The organism is Streptomyces sp. NPDC003077 (assembly GCF_040611095.1).
Classification (GTDB): domain Bacteria; phylum Actinomycetota; class Actinomycetes; order Streptomycetales; family Streptomycetaceae; genus Streptomyces.
Genome location: NZ_JBEXNM010000026.1, coordinates 42,975 through 61,276 on the forward strand (window position 1 = coordinate 42,975; position 18,302 = coordinate 61,276).

Below are 18,302 nucleotides of genomic sequence, written 5' to 3' on the forward strand. Positions count from 1 at the left end.
CCACAGTAATGGCCGCGTATACGCAGGCCCGGGCAACCGGGGAAGGTGTCGGCAACCGTTGGCGCAGAGCCCTGATGGCCGTCTGCGGAGCCATGCTCGTCCTGTCCGGCGCTGTCTTCCTGGCTTCGCGCTATGAGCGGCACCAGGTGGGGACGGAAGTCATGGGGCCCGCCCTTGACGGTGATCACATCGCTCTCGTCGACAGGGCTTACGAGAAGGGGGAGGGCATCGGACACGGAGATGTCGTCACCATCCGGGGCGGCTGGCCCGACGCCCCGGCTGATCATGTGTACACCCTCCGTGTCATCGGACTCGCGGGCGACAAGGTGGCCGTCAGCGCGCAGGGCGGGCTGTCGGTCAACGGCCGGCAGCTGTCCGAACCGTATGCACACGGCGACAACCTGACATACGGTGCCTTCAACGTGACCGTGCCCGAAGACCGCGTCTTCTTGCTGGGCGATGCTCGGAGTGTGGCAGTGGACTCCCGGGCCTACCTCGGCGCCGACGCGGGTACATTGCCGGTCGGCCACATCCAGGGCCGGGTCGGCGGTTCTGCCTGGCCGGTGTGGCGCCTTGGCGCTGATCCCGGTGCCGCCCACCGCTTCCCGGCGCATGTGATCGCGTCCGCAACGACCGTGATCGGCGGTGTGCTTGTCCTCTACGCCGGCTGGCCACTGCTTCGTGCGGTGACCGACCGGGCCAGGCGAATACGCCGTCCCAGCGCGGACACCGTTCCCCGCACGTGACGGGGCCACCCCGGCAGCGGAGCTTGACCGGGGCCCGGCCCGGACGGATCGAGCCGCTGGGCGTGCCGGGGCGGCCCACAGGCCGCTCCCCGGCGGCCACCCGCCCTGGGTGGCACTCCCCGTCCCAGGGACCTTCAGGCCCTGGAACGCACCCCCGCCCGCCCCCAAGGTGGTCCTCATGAACAAGACCACCGCGACCCGCGCCGGCAACGCCGGCCGCGTCATCCTGATCACTGGCGGTACGAGCGGCATGGGCTTCGCCACGGCGCGGCAGCTTCTGGAGGGCGGCGACCACGTCGTCATCACCAGCCGCCACGAGGCCCGGCTGCGGCAGGCAGCCGAACGGCTGGCGGACGTGTCGGACTCCGGCGCGCGGCTGTTGACCGTGCGGGCCGACGCCGCCAGCCTTCCCGATACCGACGCCCTGATGGCGAGGGTCGAGGAGCGGTACGGCCGGCTCGACGGCCTGTTCGCCAACGCCGGCACCGGTGTCTTCACGTCGGTGGAGGAGACCACGGAGAAGGACTTCGACCAGCTCGTCGACGTCAACTTCAAGGGCGTCTTCTTCACGATCCAGAAGGCACTGCCGCTGCTGGAGGCCGGCGAGGGCGGTTCCGTGGTCATCAACGCCTCCTGGACCCTGCACCGCGGCGTCGGCGCCGTGGTCTACGCCGCGACCAAGGCGGCCGTGCACAACTTCGCCCGGTCCCTGGGCGCCCACCTGGCGGGGAGGAACATCCGCGTCAACTCCGTCAGCCCCGGCTACATCCGCACCGAGATGTACGACGAGGCCATCCCCGACGACGCGGGGCGCGAGGCCACCCGGGTGGGGCCGCCGCTCCAGCGCGTCGGGGAGTCTGAGGACGTGGCCGAGGCGGTCGTGTTCCTGCTCTCCGCGCGTTCGTCGTACATCACCGGGCAGGACATCGCCGTCGACGGCGGCCTGGTGATGAAGGTGCCTTCCTGACCCCCGCTTCGTCCCGCCCGGGGCACCAGGACGGCCGCCGCCGGTGCCTGGTCCTGACAGGGCCAGGCGCCGCCCCCGTCCCCTCCAGCAGAATCGGGCCATGAACGCATCGGCTGACCTGCGGGAATTCCTCCGTGCCCGGCGTGCCCGGCTTCAGCCCCAGGACGTCGGGCTGCCGGCGCCGGGCGGGCTGCGCCGCGTCGTGGGCCTGCGCCGGGAGGAGGTCGCGGAGCTCTCGGACATCAGCATCGACTACTACACGCGCATGGAGCAGGGACGGGTCCGCAACGCCTCCCCCGAAGTGCTCGACGCCCTGGCCAAGGCCCTGCGGCTGGACGAGGAGGAGACCCGCCATCTCCACCGCATCGCCCGCCCCCGCGCCACCCGGGCCCGGACGACGGGACGCCCGGCGCGGCCCCAGGAGGTCCGCCCGATGCTGGCGACCCTGCTCGAATCCCTGGAGGGGCTGCCCTCGCTCGTCATGGGGCGCCGCATGGACGTCCTGGCCTGGAACCGCGCCGCCGCCGCGCTGCTCGGCGACTTCGACGCCATGGAGCCCGAGGCGCGCAACCTGGCCAGGATCACGTTCCTGGGCGAGAACTCCCGTTCCCTGTACGCGGACTGGTGCGAGTGCGCCCGCGAGAACGTCGCATACCTGCGCATGGAGGCCGGCCGCCACCCCGACGACCCGCGACTCGCCTCACTGGTCGGCGAACTCGCCATGAAGAGCGAGGACTTCCGCCACTGGTGGGCGGAGCACCCCGTACGCGACAAGACCTCCGGGATCAAACGCTTCCACCACCCGGTCGTCGGCTCCCTGGAACTGCCCTACGACACACTGCGCCCGGCCGACGACCCCGACCAGGCCCTCATCACCTACGCCCCGGCCCCCGGCAGCCCTTCCGAGGACGCCCTGCGACTGCTGCTCTCCTGGACGGCCCAGCCGCCTTCGGCCACCGGTGCCGAGGTGCGGCGTAGGGGCGTGATGGGGGCTTGACGCGGTATTCGCGCTGTTCCGCGAAAGGACAGCCGGAACTGGCCCGTGCCGGTGTCCGTGCCATGCGATGGGCCGCGGAAGCGAAACGCCGATAACTTCCTTTTGCGCCCCGGCAAGGCACCGGCACCGCGAACGGCCTCCGACGACTGAGCCGCGGAGCGGACTTCCCTGAGCCCGTCCGTCGGTCGCCAGGTGGGCCGCGAACGCGGCGGCCCTCCGTCACCGGCGGCGGGGGCCGGCGGGGACGACGAAAGAGCGATGCAAAAGACGCACACGATAATGTGCGCGCGTGACCCTTTCTGTCGTTATCGGTTCAGGACCCGCCGGCGCGGCCACTGCACGGCTGCTGGTCGAGAAGGGCCATGAGGTCCGGGTCGTCACCAAGTCGGGCCGGAGCCCGGAGCCCGGCATCGAGCACATCGCGCTGGACGCGACCGACGGCAAGCGACTGACCGAGGCCGTGCGGGGCGCGGACGCGATCTACGGCTGTGCCGCACCGCCCTACCACCGCTGGGCGAGCGAGTGGCCGCCGCTGGCCTCGTCGCTCCGCGCGGCGGCCGAGGCGACCGGGGCCGTCCTGGTCATGCTGGGCAACCTCTACGGCTACGGGCCGGTGGACGGTCCCCTGACCGAGGACCTGCCGCTCGCCGCGACCGGCACCAAGGGCCGGGTGCGCGCCGCCGCGTGGGAGCGGGCGCGGGAGATGCACGAGCAGGGCCGTATCAGGGCGGTCGAGGTACGGGCCTCGGACTTCTTCGGCCCCGGGGTGACCGACGGCGGACACCTGGCCGCGCGGGTGATGCCACGGCTGCTGCGCGGCAAGCCGGTCTCCACGCTCGGTGACCCGGACGCCCCGCACAGTTGGAGCTACCTCCCCGACGTGGCCAGGGCCCTGGTCGAGGTGGCCGGCGAGGAGCGGGCCTGGGGGCGGGCCTGGCACGTCCCGACGGAACCGGCCCGGTCCGCCCGCGAGATGGTCGGACGCCTCGCCGACCGCGCGGGGACGGGCCCCGTCGCGGTGCGCGGACTGCCACCGGCCGTACTGGGGATCGCGTCGCTCGTCTCCCCGCTGCTCCGGGAACTGAGGGAGGTCCGCTACCAGTTCGACCGTCCCTTCGTCGTCGACACGAGTGCTTACGAAGCCGAGTTCTCCGTGCGCGCCACCCCCGTCGAGGAGCAGGTCAAGGCGACGGTGGAGTGGTGGCGTGATCGGCTGGGGGCAGCCGGGTGACGTCCGCGACCGTGTAGGGGGAAGGGGACGGGCGCAGCCCCCGTTTCCGTGTGCGGGGGGACGGCCGACCGGTGGCGGGCGTGCGCGGATCAGCGGAAGACGCCGTATCGCCCCTGGCGCAGGTCGGACAAGGCGTCCCGGTGCTGGGAATTCGTCAGGGGAGGCAACCGCGACAGCGGGAAGTACCGCAATTCCAGCGTTTCCCTGTCGCGGGTTTCCAGATGCCCGCCCACGATCGAGCAGCGGAAGAAGACGGTGATCGGCTGCACCACATCGCCGTTGGGGTAGACGTGCCGGTATTTGCTGTAAACGCCCAACAGCGTGTCCGCGCGTACGCGCAGGCCGGTTTCCTCTTCCGTCTCCCGTAGCGCCGCTTCCTCGGCCGACTCTCCGAGTTCGATCGCGCCGCCTGGAGCTCCCCAGGCGCCGTCGTCGCCACGGCGCTGCAGCAGCACGCCCTGCTCGGTGACGACGCACGCGGCGGCGAAATTGAGCTGAAGGGGAGATGTGCCTACCCGGGACCGAATCCAGCCGATGTAATCCGACATCGTGTGGTGTTTCCTCTCCGTCGTAAGGGGCGGAAGATGCGCGGGCCGGGCCTTTCGCGAGAAACAGGACGGACCATTCAGCTCCGCGCCGCCCGGACCGCCGCCGTCCCCGGCCCCCTGATCGCCCTCGTCCCTTGATCGTCCTCATCCCCTGACCGTCCCCGCCCCCTGACCGTCGTCCCCCACCTCCAGGACGCCACCCGCACCCGCGAAGTCCTCCGACCCGGGGCCCATCATGCAACTACAAACGCTTCACAAGCCTCACCCATCTCCCACCGCAACGGCAGCACCAACACCTCCCGCGCGCACCGCACGTTGCCGGACAAGAGGCGGCCGACGGCGGTCACCGGGCGGTCGCCGGCGTCGTCGACGGCCCGGCGGCTGGTGCCGGGGCGAGAACGACACGATCGCCGGAAATACGCTGACCTGCGGCGTCACCGCATAAAGCCCGCGCCCGGCGTATCGGTGATTATTTGGCGTCAACGATTCTTCTGAATTTCGTACGTCAGTACATTCGTGTGTTATGTGCACGTGTCCCGCAGAGCCATTCACGCCCCGCTATGCTCACTGCCGCGCAGCGAGTCGTGACGGTTATGGCGCATTGCCGATGGCTGTCGTGAGGTAATCGCCGCTCCGGAGATCGGGTTTACCGAGGCCCGGTTCCGGGCGCGGTACGTCGGCTCGACGTGCACTGCGGCAATTGATTGGTGTAGGTGAACCGGCGATTGCCCCGTGCGGTTTCGCTGCCTGCCTTTTACGTCGGTGAATTACCCGCGTGACGCCCTGTCCCTTCCCTTAGTGCGCTGAGGATGCCGATGGTTTCTGCTGATTCGTCACCCGGAAGGCCGGGGACGGCCTCCGCAATGTGGCTGCTGCCGGGCGCGTTCCTGGCCATATGCGCGGCCGTGGCCATTCCGTTGCTGCCTCCGACGGCCCGCGCGCCCGCGGTCTGGATCGGGGGTCTCGCGACGGCGGCCGTGGTCGCCGCGTCGGGGAAGGCGGCGCGCCGGGGCCGTGCGCTGGAGGTGCTGCGCAAGCGGTCCGCCGAGCGGGAGGCCACCTTGCGGTGGCAACTGGCCCAGCAGGAGCGCGAGATGCTGCATCTGGCCAGGGACCTCCTGCCGGCGGCGCTGTACCAGCTCCAGCAGGGCGGCGTGGTCGAGCACGTGCAGCGCGCCATCCTGCCGCCGTCCCAGGTGAGTCCCGGTTTCGGAGCCGCGCACGAAGTGCTGCTGCGCCATGTCCTGGAGACGGTGGAGGCCGAGGTGGGCCTGCGTGACGTCACCCGGCGCGCGTTCGTCAACATCGCCCGGCGCATCCAGGCCAACGTGCACCGGCAGGCGCTGGAGATGCGCGAGATGGAGGAGCGGCACGGCGCGGACCCGGAGGTCTTCCACGACCTGCTGCACCTCGACCACCGGACGGCGCTGGTCGGCCGGATGGCGGACAGCATCGCCGTGCTCGGCGGGGCCCGGCCGGGGCGGCAGTGGAAGAAGGACATCCCGCTCTACAACGTGTTGCGCGGTGCCATGTCCCGGATCACCGACTACACGCGCGTCAACCTGCACTCGGTGGCCGACGTGGGGATCATCGGCCGCGGCTGCGAACCCCTGATCCACGCCGTGGCCGAGCTGCTGGACAACGCCACCCGCTATTCGCCGCCGAAGACCCGTGTCCACCTGACCGCGACCGAGGTGCAGACCGGGTTGGCCGTCGAGATCGAGGATGCCGGGGTCGGCCTGAACGGCGAGGCCCTCAAACGCGCCGAACGGGCCCTGGCGCAGAACGCGCACGACGGACTGGACCTCGGCGACCTGGAGGAGGCGCCCCGGCTCGGCCTGGCGGTGGTCGGCCGGCTGTGCCACGCGTACCACTTCAAGGTCTCCGTGCGCGAGTCCGCGTACGGGGGGGTGCGGATGGTCCTGATCGTGCCGCCGGGACTGGTCACCGTGACCCCGGTGCGCGGCGGGGACATCATCCGGACGCCCACCCTGCCGACGCCCCTCCACCTGGGCGAGATGAAGCACCGCGGCATCATCGAGCCCGAAGAACCGGAGCCCGAGGTCACTTCGCGCACCGCCAACGGGCTCCCGCAGCGTCGGCGGACCGTCGCCCGTCCCGTGTTCCGGCCCGCGAACCCGCGGCAGGCGGCCCCGGCGGCCTCACCGGCGCAGGCCGAGAAGCCCCCTCAGGCCGGGCTGTGGATGTCCGCCTTCCTCAACGGGACCTCCGGGTCCCCGGGCGAGTCCCCGGAGCGCCGCCCCCAGGGCGCGGGCGACGCGGAGCCCGAGCAGTGACCGTGCCAGCGAATAAGGATGAGTGAGCAAGTGGCTATCAAGCAGCGGCTCAACATGGACTGGATGCTGGAGGACTTGGCGACCGGCATTCCGCAGACCCGCCACGTCGTGGTGCTGTCCTCGGACGGCTTGTGCATGGCGCAGTGGGGTACCGACACCGACACCGCCGACCGGCTCGCCGCCGCCTGTGCCGGGCTGCAGAGCCTGTCGGCGGCCATCGCCGCGGAGTTCCCGGACGGCGACGGCCGGATGAAGCTCGTCGTCGTCGAGGTCGGCGGCGGCTTCTTCTACCTGATGGCGGCCGGCGCCGGGGCGTATCTCGCGGTGCTGGCCGACGACGACGTGGACGCCGGTCTCGTGGGGCAGCTGATGAGGGACCTGGTCGCCCGGATCGGCGAGCACCTCACCAGCCCGCCGCGCGCCGACCGGCAGGTCCCATGAGCGATCCGGAGAAGGAAGAACGAAGGTCCTGGGAGGAAGGCGGTCCCGAGCGGCTGTACCTCGTCGCGCCCGACCGGGAGCCGCCCGAGAGCCGGAGCAGCACCCCCCCGCCCCCCCTGGACGTGGTCACCCTGATCGTGAGCCGCCGGGCGGCCGGTTCGGACATGCAGCCCGAGCTCGCCTCCATCGTCCACATCTGCGACTACCCGCTGTCCGTCGCGGAGATCTCCGCCTACCTGCACCTGCCGGTCAGCACGGTCACCGGACTGCTCGCGGGACTCCTGGCGAGCGGTCATGTCGAAGCCCGGGCGTCGGTACCGGCCAAGTCGCTGCCCGACATCGCACTCTTGGAGGCGGTGATGCATGGACTACAGAATCTCTGAACCCGTCGTCGGCCCCCGGCCCGAGGACGTCCTGCCCGCCTCGGTCACCACCGCCGTGAAAGTGGTGATCGTCGGTGGCTTCGGGGTCGGCAAGACCACCCTGGTCGGCTCGGTCAGCGAGATCAGGCCGCTGACGACCGAGGAGGTCATGACGCAGGCCGGGTCCGACGTGGACGACCTCGCCGGTGTGGAGGGCAAGAAGGAAACCACCGTGGCGATGGACTTCGGGCGGATCACCCTCAGCGACGAGCTGGTGCTCTACCTCTTCGGCACCCCGGGGCAGCAGCGGTTCTGGTTCCTGTGGAACGGGCTCTTCGAAGGCGCGCTGGGTGCCGTGGTCCTGGTCGACACCCGGCGGCTGGAGGAGAGCTTCGAGGTGATGGGCCACCTCGAAGAGCGCGGGGTGCCCTTCATCGTCGCCGTCAACGCCTTCCCGGACGCCCCCTGGCATCCGGTGTCCGAACTCCGGGAAGCGCTGGACATCCCCGAAGAGGTGCCGGTGATCGACTGCGACGCCCGCGAGCGCGTCTCCAGCCGCAACGGCCTGCTGACCCTCATGCGCTACCTGCACACCCTCACCACGAACCCGGAGTCACGGTGACCATCCCTTCCCCCGAACAGCCCGGCCGCACGCGGGTGTCCGCGCCGCCTCCCCAGTGCCCGGCACACGCCCGGCCCGACGCCGCGGACGAACTGGCGCGGCTCTTCGGCCCCGAGGCGGCCCGGGACCCCATGGGCCTGTACGAGCGCCTGCGCGCCCGGCACGGGTCCGTCGCGCCCGTCCTGCTGGACGGCGACCTCCCGGCCTGGATCGTCCTCGGTTACCGGGAGATCAAGGAGGTCGCCGGCACGCCCGCCCGGTTCAGCCGGGACTCCCGCAACTGGCGCTGGTTCAAGGAAGGGCGGGTCCCGCCGGACTCGCCGCTGATGCCGATGGTCGCCTGGCAGCCGGTCTGCCTGTTCCTGGACGGCGAGGAGCGCTACCGGCTGCGCCTGGCGGTCACCGAGAGCATGGAGCGCTTCGACCTCCGCGGGATGCGGCGGAGCATCATCCACTTCACGCACCAGCTGGTCGACGTCTTCTCCGAGCGGGGGGAGGCGGACCTGTCCGACGAGTTCTGCGAACGCCTGCCCATGCTCGTCCTGACGCAGCTCCTGGGGATGCCCGAGGCGTACGGGCCGCGGCTGGTCAAGGCCAGCCGGGACATGGTGGCGGGCACCGCGACCTCGGTGGCCAGCAACGCGTACATCGTGGAGACGCTCACCGACCTCGTGCGGCGCAAGCGCGTGGACCGCGGCAACGACATCACGTCCTGGCTGATCGAGCACTCCTCCGGGCTGACCGACGAAGAGGTGTGGAACCACCTGCGGGTCATTCTCATCGCCGCGAACGAGTCCACCGTCAACCTCCTCAAGAGCGCGCTGCGGATGGTGCTGAGCGACCCCCGGTGCCACGCGTCGCTGGCCGGCGGGCAGATGACCCTGCCCGACACGGTGGAGGAGGTGCTGTGGAACGAACCACCTCTGATGACCATCCCCGGGCGCTGGGCCGTCGTCGACACGGAACTCGGCGGCCAGCGGATCGAGGCCGGGGACATGCTGCTGCTCGGCCTGGCCGCCGGGAACTACGACCCGAACGCCCGGCCGGACCCCGCGGCCCCCCTGCTCGGGAACCGCGCGCACCTCGCCTTCAGCAGCGGCCCCCAGGAGTGCCCCGGCCAGAGCATCGGCCGCGCCATCGCCGACACCGGCATCGACACGCTGATGACGCGGATCCCCGACGCCCGGCTGAGCATCCCCGTCGAGGACCTGCGCTGGACCAACGGCTGGATGACGCGCCACCTGAGCAGCCTCCCGGTGACGTTCACCCCCGGCTCCCAGCTCCCGCACCCCGTCATGCCCGGATCGCTCTTCGCCGGTCCGGCGGGCCGCTACCCTCCGCCACCCGCCGCCCCGGACGACGGCGAGATGCCCGCCGCCGTGGACCCCGCCGTGGACCCCGCCGCGTACGCGCCCGCCGCTCCGGCCTCCCACCGGCGCGCGCCCTGGTGGGGCTCGCTCAGGACGTGGCTGCGCGGCTGACGCCCGGGCGCAGCCGCACCCCGGTGGTCCGGAGCGCGGCCGGGCCACCGGTGAGGACTTCCCCCACGGCGTCCGCGACGCGCCGCAGCGCCTCGTCCAGCACCGCGCGGGACGTGGCGTAGCTGACGCGGACGTGGCCCTCGGCGGCCGGGCCGAACCACTCGGGCGTGCCGGGCACCACGGCCACCCGCGCCCGCTCCAGGAGGAACGCGCCCATCGCCCGGCTGCTCAGCCCGGTGGCGGACACGTCGGGGAACAGGACGTAGGTGCCGTCCGGGCGGGCGCACGAGATGCCCGGGATGGCGTTCAGCCGCTCCGCGCAGTGGTCCCGCATGGCCTGGAGGTGCGCCAGGAAGGCGTCCTTCCAGGGCCAGCCGTGCCGCAGGGCGGCCAGGGCCCCGGCCTGGGTGAAGGGCGTCAGGCTGTGCGCGGCGCCGAGCCGCTGGAAGGTGCGCCGCAGGGCGCCGGCCTCCCGAGGCCCCGGGGCGAGGACGAAGCCCATCCGCAGCCCGGGGAGCGCGAACGTCTTGGACAGGCCGGTGACCGTGTAGACGCGCGGGCCGTCCCCATGGACGCGCGGGCCGTCCCCGGCGGTCAGGCTCGCGACGCTGAGGTGCCTGGCGGGCGGGTAGACGATCTCGCTCCAGACCTCGTCGGAGAGGATCGGGACGCGGTGCCTGACTGCCGTCTCCGCCACCGCCCGGAGAGTCTCCTCGGGGAAGACCGTGCCCAGCGGGTTGTGCGGATTGCACAGGCAGATCAGGGCGGTGCGCGGTGTGACGAGGGAGGCCAGCCGGTCCGGGTCCAGCCGGCCGGTGCCCTTGTCCATCGGGCAGTACACCCGTCGGGCCCCCGCGGCGTCGATGGCCTGCCCGATCAGCAGGTCGACCGGGTCCAGCAGGACGCACTCGTCGCCCTTGCCGCACAGGAGGTGCACCACGCCCCAGAGCGCGGCGGCGGTGCCCGGGGCCGGCACCACGCGATCGGGGTGGTCGGCGATCCCGTAACGGGCCGCCGCCACGGCGGAGAAGGTCTCCCGCAGTTCGTCGTCCTCCGGCGCGTAGGAGAAGTAGCCGTCGGCGACGGCCGACACCACGGCGTCCGTGACCACCGCGGGTCCGGGGAAGTCCGGCTCGGCCGCCGTCAGCGGAATGACGCCGGGCGGGACGGCGCCCCACCGCTGCGGCGAGCGCCGCCGCAGCAGTTCGGGCCGGACCTGCGCGTCGTCGAACAGCGGACGGTGCGTGTCGTGCGGCCACATGGCGTTCACCCTCGCTGGTAACGGGCGGGCGGGTACCGGTCGTAGAGCTCGGGGGACCAGTACGTGGTCAGGCGGGGGCGGCCGTGCTGCACGCGGGCCGACGCGTAGGTGTGGATGCCGCGGCCGGCGGCGAGCGGGCGCCGGGCCATGTGGCGCAGCAGCGACCGGTAGCCGTCGGCGGGGAGGCCCATGTCCGCCATGGCCGAGCTGATGCGGTCCCGCGCGGTGCGGTCGTTCGCGGTGTGGGGCCACAGGGGGACGTACAGCGTCGCGGACACCGGCATATGACCGCCGGCCGCCGTGAACGTCAGATTGCTGACCAGGGGTTGCGCGCGTACCGCGCCCTGACCGCCCGACAGATGACGGCAGAATTCCCCCAGGAATCCGGGTTCGTGCTGGAGCGATATCTCCATTCGGGCGTCGAGTTCCGCCGGGGAGATGTCGTAGTGGCGGAAATACACCTTGACGCGGGATTCGGGGTCGTCGATCAGGTCGAGGCCGAAGTAGACGATCCTGTCGAGGTCGAATCCCCGGTCGGCGAATTCGCCGATCGCGGTCCATGCCTTTCCGAATCCCAGGCGGTCCAGCGCCTCGCGTGTCCGCTCGGCCCCGGTCATGCGCTCATCGGCGTGGGGATTGAGGTACACCTTGAACTCGGGGTCGCCGTTCGGCGCGAAGACGGCGGCGTGCATCATGGCGAAGCCCGTCGGGTCCTTCTCCGGCAGGAACAGGTCCGATACCTTTGCCAGCCGATTGCCGGTGGCGCCGAAATCCCGGATCAGTCCACGGGTGAGACCGAGCGCCGCTTTCTGCGCGGACGAGGTGTCCGGCCGGTCCGGAAGGGCCTCCATCAACACCCTGACCTGCAAGCCTTCCTGCGAGAAGGCAGCGGAGAATTCGATCGGCGAACCGTCGGCACATACGTCCGAGTGCCAATCCGGACGCGTCCCGATGCGCCTCTCCCCCCACGGTGACAGCATCCTGCGCAGCGCCCTCGCCCCCCGTGCGACATTCACGCCCGCACTGCCAAGAAGACGTCTGCCGGTGGTGACCGCGTAGTCCGCGAGCGTCGCGCCGGCGCAAATCCGTGGAATCGGCCGCAAAGACGACATGGAATTCCTCCCCTACCTCGTGCCGGGGCCCGCCGTACCGCACCCTTGCTCCGCCGGCCGATCGGCCAGTACCAATAGGGTTTAAGGCTCCTGACTACCCGCCCAATAGGGGCTCGGCGGCATAACGAACCGCCTCCCGCACTCCCGCATACCTCCGCCCCGCGCCCGCCACCCGAATCCCGCGCATTGCCTCCGTCGGCCGCGGCCGTTTCCCTGGGGCCGGAGTACTTTCACCATTGACGATAATTCCTCCGGCCGCCACCGGCGCACAAGGGGCGTGCGCGGCGTTCGTCGGACCGTGGCGTGCGCACACGACGTACGGATGCGCACGCCGGCGCTCGGGGCACCACCTCCCCCTCGCGGACGCGCCGCACCTCACCTCCGCGCGGGCGGCCGGGGACCCGCCGAAGCCGTCGCGGAGTCCCGGAACGGCCCGGAGCTCGGCTCCAACCGGGGCGGATCGCCGGAGAAGGCCGGACTTCCCGACCGGGAGATCCAGTTCAGCAGCGGCCCGGTGAGGGCGGTCGTGGTCACCGCCATCACCACCATCAGGGAGTACAGCGTGGTGTCCAGCACGCCGAGTTCCAGGCCGACGCCGAGGATGACCAGTTCTGTGAGGCCGCGGGTGTTCAGGAGGGCGCCGAGGGCCGCGGACTGGTGGGTGTCCAGGCCCCCGGTGCGGGCTCCGAGGTAGGCGCCGAGGAACTTGCCGGTGATGGCGACGGCCAGGATCGCGGCCAGCTCGCCGAGGTTCGTCAGGTCCAGTTGTGAGAGGTCGACCTTGAGGCCGGACAGGACGAAGTAGACGGGGAGCAGGAGGACGCCGCACAGGGGCTCCACCCGGTGCAGCACGCCGTCGCGCAGGCGGCCGGCGGTGCCGCGCGGCAGTACGGCGCCGAAGAGGAAGGCGCCGAAGATGTAGTGCAGGCCGAGCCATTCGGTGACGGCGGCGGACGCGAGCAGGCCGCCCAGTACGAGCGCCAGGAAGCTCCTGTTGCCGCCCGGGGTGTCCCGCTCCCGTTCGGCGCCGAAGCGGCCCGCCCGGTGCAGCAGCGGGCGGACGACGGTGGCCATCACCGCCACGTACGGGACGACCAGCGCCAGCCGCCAGTCGAACCGCTCGCCCGTGGCCAGCGCGACCACCACCGCCAGCAGCGTCCAGGCCAGCAGGTCGGTGATCGCGGCACACGCCAGGGCGGTCGTGCCGACCCGGGTGTGGGCCAGCTCGCGATCGGCGATGACCCGGGCCAGGACGGGGAACGCCGTCACGGACATGGCCACCGCGAAGAAGAGCACGAAGCCGTCGGACGTGCCGGTGGCGTGCGACGGCTCCAGCAGCAACGCCAGCCCGGCGCCCAGCGCCAGCGGCAGCAGCGTGGAGCCGGCGGACGCCCACAGCGTGACCCGGCCGCCGCCGCGCAGGACGGCGAGGTCCAGTTCCGCGCCGACGACGAACATGAAGAGCGCGATGCCCACGCCGGCCAGCGCGCTCAGGAGGTCCCGTACGTCGGTGGGGAAGAGGAGGCCGACGAGCCGGTCGCCGAAGAGGGTGGGCCCCAGCAGCACACCCGCGAGGATCTCGCCGACCACGGCCGGCTGGCCGAGCCTGGCGGCCAGCGCGCCCGCAGCGCGGGCCAGGCCGAGGATCAGGGCCAGGTCGAGGAAGAGGAGAACGGTCTGGGACGCGGTCACTGCCCGCCGCCGGAGTCGGGGCCCTTCCGCAGCGCCTCGTGGCCGCCGGGCTCGGGGCCCGTGCGCGGCGCCTCGGAGCGGCCGGAGTCGGGGCCCGTGCGCAGCGCATCATGGCCGCCCGGCTCGGGCCCCCTTCGCAGCGCCTCGTAGTGGGCGAGGCATTGCTCGTAGGTCGGCAGGATGCCGGCGTCCGCGGCCTCCCTGAGGGACGGTGCCGCCGCGTCCTTGTCGGACATGATGGGGGTCTTGTTCAGGCCCCAGGGGATGGCGATCTCGGGGTCGAGCGGGTTGACCTCGATCATGGTGCCGGGGACGTACGCCTCGGAGCACAGGTAGTACATGCAGGCGTCGTCGGTGAGGGCGAGGAAGGCGTGGCCGAGGCCGTCCGCGAGGTAGACGGCGAGGCCGGAGCCCTCCTCCTGATACGTGATGTCGTAGCAGCCGAACGTGGGCGATCCGACGCGCAGGTCCACGACCACGTCCATGACGGCGCCGCGCACGCAGGTGACCAGCTTCGCCTGGCCCGGCGGGAGGAGCGTGCCGTGGATGCCGCGCAGGGTGTGGAGGCGGCTGCCGGAGTAGTTGGCCTGCCGGACGGCGAACGGGTAGCCGATCGCCTCACCGAGTTCCTCGGCGCGGAACGCCTCGAAGAACCAGCCCCGCCGGTCCTCGTGCCGGTGGGGTGTGATCCGGTAGGCATCCGGCACCGCCATCTGCGTGATCTTCATGCTCACCACATTCCTGATGTTGCTGGGTCGTTGCTCGGGCCGGAGGACGGAGGAGCGGGCGCCGGAGGGCCGGGGGTCGGAGGAACCGGGGTCGGAGGACGGAGGGCCGGGGGTCGGAGGGCCGGGGGTCGTCATCGCCGGGCTGCCAGTTCCGCCAGCAGGCCGACGGTCTCGTGGAGGGACGGTTGGGTGGCCATCTCCTCGGCGATCAGTGCGGCGTTCTTGGCACACACCTCGTCGTCGAGCAGGGCGGTGACCTGGTCGAGGACGGCGTCCGGGGAGATCCGGTCCGGCGTCAGCCGCCGGCCGGCGCCCGCGGTCTCCACCGCCTCCGCGTTGTCGAACTGATCGTCGAACTGGGGCAGCAGGAGCTGCGGGCAGCCGGCGCCCAGTGCCGTCAGGACGGTGCCCTGTCCGCCGTGGCTCACCAGGAGCTCGCAGGCCGGCAGGAGCTGCGCCAGCGGCATCCGGCCCACGTGGGCGGCGCACTCGGCCAGTTCGGGCCAGGCCGCCGCGGTCGCCGGGTCGGTGGCGATCAGGATCTCGTGGTCGAGCGCGGCCAGGCGCCGCAGGACCGGGGTGATCGACGCGCGCAGCGGGAGATCGGCGAGGCGGGGGAGGAGGGTGCCGAACGTGACGCACACGCGCGGGCGTTCGGCGGGCCGCAGTGCCCACGTCGGGACGTGCGCCTCCCCGTTGTAGTCGATGTTGCGGACCGACCGGAAGCCCGCCGCGTACGGGCGGCGCAGCCGCGTCGGCCAGGGTGTGAGGACCTCGTCCGGATCCGGCAGCGCCCGGCCGAACCACTGCGCGGCGCCCTGCCGGTACTCGGGCAGTTCGGCCGCGCCCCAGTGGAACTCCACGAGGGGGAGGCCGCGCTCGGCGGCGGCCAGCGGCCCCGCCGACTCGGCGCGCTCGCTGACGACGAGGTGCGGGCGCCAGGCGTCGAGCACGGCAGGGGCGCCGTCGAGGCACCGCTCGGCGACCCGTGCGAAGGCCCGGCCGTGGGCCAGCCGCCGTCCGGCGGAGCCGTGCCGCCCCGTGCCGTCCCGCTCGCTCTCCTCCCGGACCAGCGCGACGACGTCGGTCGGGGGCGCCCAGGCGACGACGGGCAGCCCCGCGCCCGCGACGGTCGGGGCGAAGTCCTCGGTGGTGGCGAACAGGACCTCGTGGCCGACCGCCCTGGCCGCCCACGCCAGGGGCACCAGGGGGTGGAAGTGGCCGGGCAACGGCGCCGTGGTGAACAGCAGTCGCACGTGTCGTCCTCCCAACGGGTGTGCGGCGTCAGTACAGGCTGTGCAGGCAGGCCAGCAGGCTGCGGGCCTCGATGTTGAGGTAGTGGCCGTGGTACAGCAGGTCCTGGAGCTGCCGCACGGTCACCCACAGGTGGCTCGGCGCGATGGTGTCGGGGGCGTCGGGCGGTACCTCGATGACCTGGTAGCGGGTCAGCGCGTGGTAGAAACGCCCGCCTTCCTCGGACTGCACGGAGTCGTAGCGGACCACGTGCCCTTCGCGGGCGCCGTCCGTCACCGCCGCCCGCAGGTAGGGATGCTGGATGTCCGAGACGTCCTCGCCCGGCAGCAGGTGCACGGTCGGCGCCATCTCGACCATGTCCATCAGCCCGTACTCGGGCCGCGCCTGGGCCAGCAGGTGCAGCACGCCGTCGACGCGGCGGGTCAGGAAGACGGCCCGGCCCTGGCCGCGCGGGGCCAGCAGCGGCTGCGTCCACCGCTTCACCTCGCGGTCGCCCGCCTCCACGGACACCCCGATGACGCGGAACTGCCGCCCGGCGGCGTCGCTCAGCTCCCGCCGGTCGTGGGACCAGCCCGCCACCTCGCGCAGCGGCACGAGGCGGGCCGACCAGTCGCAGCGGGTCTTGGCCTCGATGAACCAGCTCAGGATCTCCGCCGAGCTGTGCCGGGCGGGGGCGGTGGCCGGGTCCGCCTGGTACTGGTACGAGCGGATGAGCGCGTCGCGGAACGAGCCGTCGCCGCGTACCTCGGCCTCGTCGGGGAAGGCGAACGGCATGCACGACAGCACCGTGCGCGCGTCCATGTTCACGACGTTGTCCAGGCAGGTCAGCGCGCGGAGCTGCTCCAGGCTCAGCCAGTGGTAGTTGTCCAGGACCGGGACGTCCCCGGTGACCAGGACGACCATGTTCCGGTTGCGCTTGCGCCAGAACCAGGCGCCCTGCTCGGACTGCAGCACGTCGACCAGCACCTCGCCGCGGTCGGGCCCGGCGAAGTACTCCAGGTAGGGCGTCCGGCCGCCGCGGTGCACCTGCGTGTAGTTGCTGCGGGTGGCCTGCACCGTCGGGGAGAGTTGCAGCGCGTTGATGTTGCCGGGCTCCATCTTGGCCTGCATGAGGCAGTGCAGGACGCCGTCGAACGCCTTGACGACGATGCCGAGGATGCCTATCTCCGGCTGGTTGATGATCGGCTGCTGCCAGGTGACGGCGCCGCCCTCGCGTGCCTCAAGGCCCTCCACGGAGAAGAACCGCCCACTGGAGTGGGCGAGGTTGCCGGTCCTCCCGTCGAAGTCCCAGTCGGTCAGGTCGGCGAAGTCGACCTGCTCCACGTGGTGCCGGCTCACCCGGTGCCGGTCCTCCCACCAGGCGTGGAAGTCGGCGGCGGAGGTCAGCGGGCCGTCGCGCAGGGCGGGCCGGTCGAGGTCCAGGTCCGTCATGCCTCAGACCTTCGCGAGCACGCCGCGCAGGGCGTCGATCACGCGGTCCTGGTCGCCGGCCGTGAGGGAGGGGTACATCGGCAGCGAGAAGATCTCCTTCGCGGCGGCCTCGGTCACCGGCAGCGATCCCTCCTTGTAGCCGAGGTGGGCGAAGCCCTTCTGGGTGTGGACCGGCCACGGGTAGCTGATGTTGAGGTGGATGTCCTGGGCCTTGAGGGCTTCGATGATGGCGTCCCGCCGCGGGTGGCGCACCACGTGGACGTAGTAGACGTGCGTGTTGCCGGGGGCCGTGACGGGCGTCACCAGGTCCGTGCCGGCGAACGCCTCGGCGTAACGCTGGGCGATGGCCTGGCGCTTGGCCACGTAGTCGTCCAGCCGGGTCAGCTTCCGGCGCAGGATCTCCGCCTGCACCTCGTCCAGCCGGCTGTTGTACCCGGGGAGCCGGACGACGTGGTACGTGGTCTCCATGCCGTAGTAGCGCAGCCGCCGCAGGTTGGCGTCCACCTCCGGGTCGGCCGTGACCGTCGCGCCGCCGTCGCCGTACGCGCCCAGCACCTTGGTCGGGTAGAAGGAGAACGCCGCCGCCTTGCCCATCGTGCCGGCCGTGCGGCCGTGGTGGCGGGCGCCGTGCGCCTGGGCGCAGTCCTCCAGGATCGGCAGGCCGTGCTTCTCGGCGATCCGCTCCAGCGGCGCCATGTCCACGCACTGGCCGTAGAGATGGACGGGCAGCAGGCAGCGGGTGCGCGGGGTGATCGCCGCCTCGACCTGCTCGACGTCCATCAGGTAGGTGTCGCTGTGGACGTCGACGAAGACGGGGGTGGCGCCCACGGCGTCGATGGCGACGACGGTGGGGGCCGCGGTGTTGGAGACGGTGACGACCTCGTCGCCGGGGCCGATGCCGAGCGCGCGCAGGCCCAGGACCAGGGCGTTGGTCCCGTTGTCGACGCCGACGCAGTGCGGGAGGCCGTGGTACTCGGCGAATTCCCGCTCGAAACCCTCGACGCTGGCGCCCAGCACCAGTTGGCCCGAGCCGAACACCGTGTCGACGGCGTCCAGGATTTCGGTCCGTTCCTTCTCGTACTCGGCCAGATAACCCCAGACATGCATGGTCATGGCGACAGGTACCTCCACG

At 71.9% G+C, this 18,302-nt stretch carries 17 protein-coding genes; 9 read left to right on the forward strand and 8 right to left on the reverse strand.

Translation table 11 applies throughout. The features are described from left to right. The first annotated feature begins 8 nt into the window (after positions 1 to 8). The 4 genes from lepB (at position 9) to ABZX96_RS19160 (ending at position 3,941) form a co-directional block, all read left to right on the forward strand. The gene (lepB, locus tag ABZX96_RS19145; RefSeq protein ID WP_355545821.1) at positions 9 to 746 is read left to right on the forward strand and encodes a signal peptidase I; all 738 of its coding nucleotides are present in this window, start codon (positions 9 to 11) and stop codon (positions 744 to 746) included. 178 nt (positions 747 to 924) lie between these two features. Then, complete coding sequence (locus tag ABZX96_RS19150; protein WP_355545823.1) at positions 925 to 1,713, forward strand: SDR family oxidoreductase; 789 nt, start codon at positions 925 to 927, stop codon at positions 1,711 to 1,713. 100 nt (positions 1,714 to 1,813) lie between these two features. Then, positions 1,814 to 2,710 carry a helix-turn-helix transcriptional regulator gene (locus ABZX96_RS19155; RefSeq protein WP_355545825.1) on the forward strand — a complete coding sequence of 299 codons (897 nt, stop codon included), beginning with the start codon at positions 1,814 to 1,816 and terminating at the stop codon, positions 2,708 to 2,710. Between the two features lie 289 nt (positions 2,711 to 2,999). Continuing rightward, positions 3,000 to 3,941, forward strand: coding sequence for an NAD-dependent epimerase/dehydratase family protein (locus ABZX96_RS19160; protein ID WP_355545827.1), 942 nt, complete (start codon positions 3,000 to 3,002; stop codon positions 3,939 to 3,941). 89 nt (positions 3,942 to 4,030) lie between these two features. On the opposite strand, the gene ABZX96_RS19165 is transcribed toward ABZX96_RS19160, so the two are convergent. Continuing rightward, a complete protein-coding gene (locus ABZX96_RS19165) occupies positions 4,031 to 4,489 on the reverse strand; it encodes an NUDIX hydrolase (RefSeq protein WP_355545829.1) in 459 nt (152 codons plus the stop codon). Positions 4,490 to 5,304: 815 nt separating this feature from the next. Here ABZX96_RS19165 and ABZX96_RS19170 point away from each other — a divergent pair. The 5 genes from ABZX96_RS19170 to ABZX96_RS19190 are packed head-to-tail and all read left to right on the forward strand — an operon-like array spanning position 5,305 to position 9,692. Further along, positions 5,305 to 6,786 (forward strand): ATP-binding protein, encoded by a 1,482-nt coding sequence (locus ABZX96_RS19170; protein ID WP_355545831.1) that lies wholly within the window; start codon positions 5,305 to 5,307, stop codon positions 6,784 to 6,786. 54 nt (positions 6,787 to 6,840) lie between these two features. Further along, positions 6,841 to 7,227, forward strand: a complete 387-nt coding sequence (locus ABZX96_RS19175; protein WP_355545923.1) for a roadblock/LC7 domain-containing protein — start codon at positions 6,841 to 6,843, stop codon at positions 7,225 to 7,227. Then, positions 7,224 to 7,610 (forward strand): DUF742 domain-containing protein, encoded by a 387-nt coding sequence (locus ABZX96_RS19180; protein WP_355545833.1) that lies wholly within the window; start codon positions 7,224 to 7,226, stop codon positions 7,608 to 7,610. The genes ABZX96_RS19175 and ABZX96_RS19180 overlap by 4 nt, the downstream gene beginning before the upstream one ends. Further along, positions 7,591 to 8,211 carry an ATP/GTP-binding protein gene (locus ABZX96_RS19185; protein WP_355545835.1) on the forward strand — a complete coding sequence of 207 codons (621 nt, stop codon included), beginning with the start codon at positions 7,591 to 7,593 and terminating at the stop codon, positions 8,209 to 8,211. Before ABZX96_RS19180 ends, ABZX96_RS19185 begins: the two co-directional genes overlap by 20 nt. Next, on the forward strand, positions 8,208 to 9,692 hold the full coding sequence (locus ABZX96_RS19190) for a cytochrome P450 (protein WP_355545837.1): 1,485 nt from the start codon (positions 8,208 to 8,210) through the stop codon (positions 9,690 to 9,692). The genes ABZX96_RS19185 and ABZX96_RS19190 overlap by 4 nt, the downstream gene beginning before the upstream one ends. On the opposite strand, the gene ABZX96_RS19195 is transcribed toward ABZX96_RS19190, so the two are convergent. The 7 genes from ABZX96_RS19195 to ABZX96_RS19225 all read right to left on the reverse strand — a co-directional run bounded on the left by ABZX96_RS19195 (position 9,670) and on the right by ABZX96_RS19225 (position 18,283). Next, entirely contained in the window at positions 9,670 to 10,953 is a 1,284-nt protein-coding gene (locus tag ABZX96_RS19195; RefSeq protein ID WP_355545839.1) for a pyridoxal phosphate-dependent aminotransferase, read from the reverse strand. The genes ABZX96_RS19190 and ABZX96_RS19195 overlap by 23 nt on opposite strands. A gap of 5 nt (positions 10,954 to 10,958) precedes the next feature. Next, positions 10,959 to 12,065 (reverse strand): tryptophan dimethylallyltransferase family protein, encoded by a 1,107-nt coding sequence (locus tag ABZX96_RS19200; RefSeq protein ID WP_355545841.1) that lies wholly within the window; start codon positions 12,063 to 12,065, stop codon positions 10,959 to 10,961. A 375-nt stretch (positions 12,066 to 12,440) separates the two neighbouring features. Next, positions 12,441 to 13,757 carry a cation:proton antiporter gene (locus ABZX96_RS19205; RefSeq protein WP_355545843.1) on the reverse strand — a complete coding sequence of 439 codons (1,317 nt, stop codon included), beginning with the start codon at positions 13,755 to 13,757 and terminating at the stop codon, positions 12,441 to 12,443. Then, complete coding sequence (gene rfbC, locus ABZX96_RS19210) at positions 13,754 to 14,485, reverse strand: dTDP-4-dehydrorhamnose 3,5-epimerase (RefSeq protein WP_355545845.1); 732 nt, start codon at positions 14,483 to 14,485, stop codon at positions 13,754 to 13,756. Before rfbC ends, ABZX96_RS19205 begins: the two co-directional genes overlap by 4 nt. Before the next feature lie 131 nt (positions 14,486 to 14,616). Next, complete coding sequence (locus ABZX96_RS19215) at positions 14,617 to 15,741, reverse strand: nucleotide disphospho-sugar-binding domain-containing protein (protein ID WP_355545847.1); 1,125 nt, start codon at positions 15,739 to 15,741, stop codon at positions 14,617 to 14,619. A 28-nt stretch (positions 15,742 to 15,769) separates the two neighbouring features. Beyond that, positions 15,770 to 17,170, reverse strand: a complete 1,401-nt coding sequence (locus ABZX96_RS19220; RefSeq protein WP_355545849.1) for an NDP-hexose 2,3-dehydratase family protein — start codon at positions 17,168 to 17,170, stop codon at positions 15,770 to 15,772. A gap of 3 nt (positions 17,171 to 17,173) precedes the next feature. Then, complete coding sequence (locus tag ABZX96_RS19225) at positions 17,174 to 18,283, reverse strand: DegT/DnrJ/EryC1/StrS family aminotransferase (RefSeq protein ID WP_355545851.1); 1,110 nt, start codon at positions 18,281 to 18,283, stop codon at positions 17,174 to 17,176. Positions 18,284 to 18,302 lie beyond the last annotated feature (19 nt).

What these genes read in the sequence shown, in the direction of transcription:
- ABZX96_RS19180 (WP_355545833.1), top strand. Translation starts at nt 7,224, where the DNA reads ATGAGCGATCCGGAGAAGGAAGAACGAAGGTCCTGGGAGGAAGGCGGT.
- ABZX96_RS19185 (WP_355545835.1), top strand. Translation starts at nt 7,591, where the DNA reads ATGGACTACAGAATCTCTGAACCCGTCGTCGGCCCCCGGCCCGAGGAC.
- ABZX96_RS19220 (WP_355545849.1), bottom strand. Translation starts at nt 17,170, where the DNA reads ATGACGGACCTGGACCTCGACCGGCCCGCCCTGCGCGACGGCCCGCTG.
- ABZX96_RS19150 (WP_355545823.1), top strand. Translation starts at nt 925, where the DNA reads ATGAACAAGACCACCGCGACCCGCGCCGGCAACGCCGGCCGCGTCATC.
- ABZX96_RS19170 (WP_355545831.1), top strand. Translation starts at nt 5,305, where the DNA reads ATGGTTTCTGCTGATTCGTCACCCGGAAGGCCGGGGACGGCCTCCGCA.
- ABZX96_RS19225 (WP_355545851.1), bottom strand. Translation starts at nt 18,283, where the DNA reads ATGACCATGCATGTCTGGGGTTATCTGGCCGAGTACGAGAAGGAACGG.
- ABZX96_RS19165 (WP_355545829.1), bottom strand. Translation starts at nt 4,489, where the DNA reads ATGTCGGATTACATCGGCTGGATTCGGTCCCGGGTAGGCACATCTCCC.
- lepB (WP_355545821.1), top strand. Translation starts at nt 9, where the DNA reads ATGGCCGCGTATACGCAGGCCCGGGCAACCGGGGAAGGTGTCGGCAAC.
- rfbC (WP_355545845.1), bottom strand. Translation starts at nt 14,485, where the DNA reads ATGAAGATCACGCAGATGGCGGTGCCGGATGCCTACCGGATCACACCC.
- ABZX96_RS19200 (WP_355545841.1), bottom strand. Translation starts at nt 12,065, where the DNA reads ATGTCGTCTTTGCGGCCGATTCCACGGATTTGCGCCGGCGCGACGCTC.
- ABZX96_RS19155 (WP_355545825.1), top strand. Translation starts at nt 1,814, where the DNA reads ATGAACGCATCGGCTGACCTGCGGGAATTCCTCCGTGCCCGGCGTGCC.
- ABZX96_RS19175 (WP_355545923.1), top strand. Translation starts at nt 6,841, where the DNA reads ATGGACTGGATGCTGGAGGACTTGGCGACCGGCATTCCGCAGACCCGC.
- ABZX96_RS19195 (WP_355545839.1), bottom strand. Translation starts at nt 10,953, where the DNA reads ATGTGGCCGCACGACACGCACCGTCCGCTGTTCGACGACGCGCAGGTC.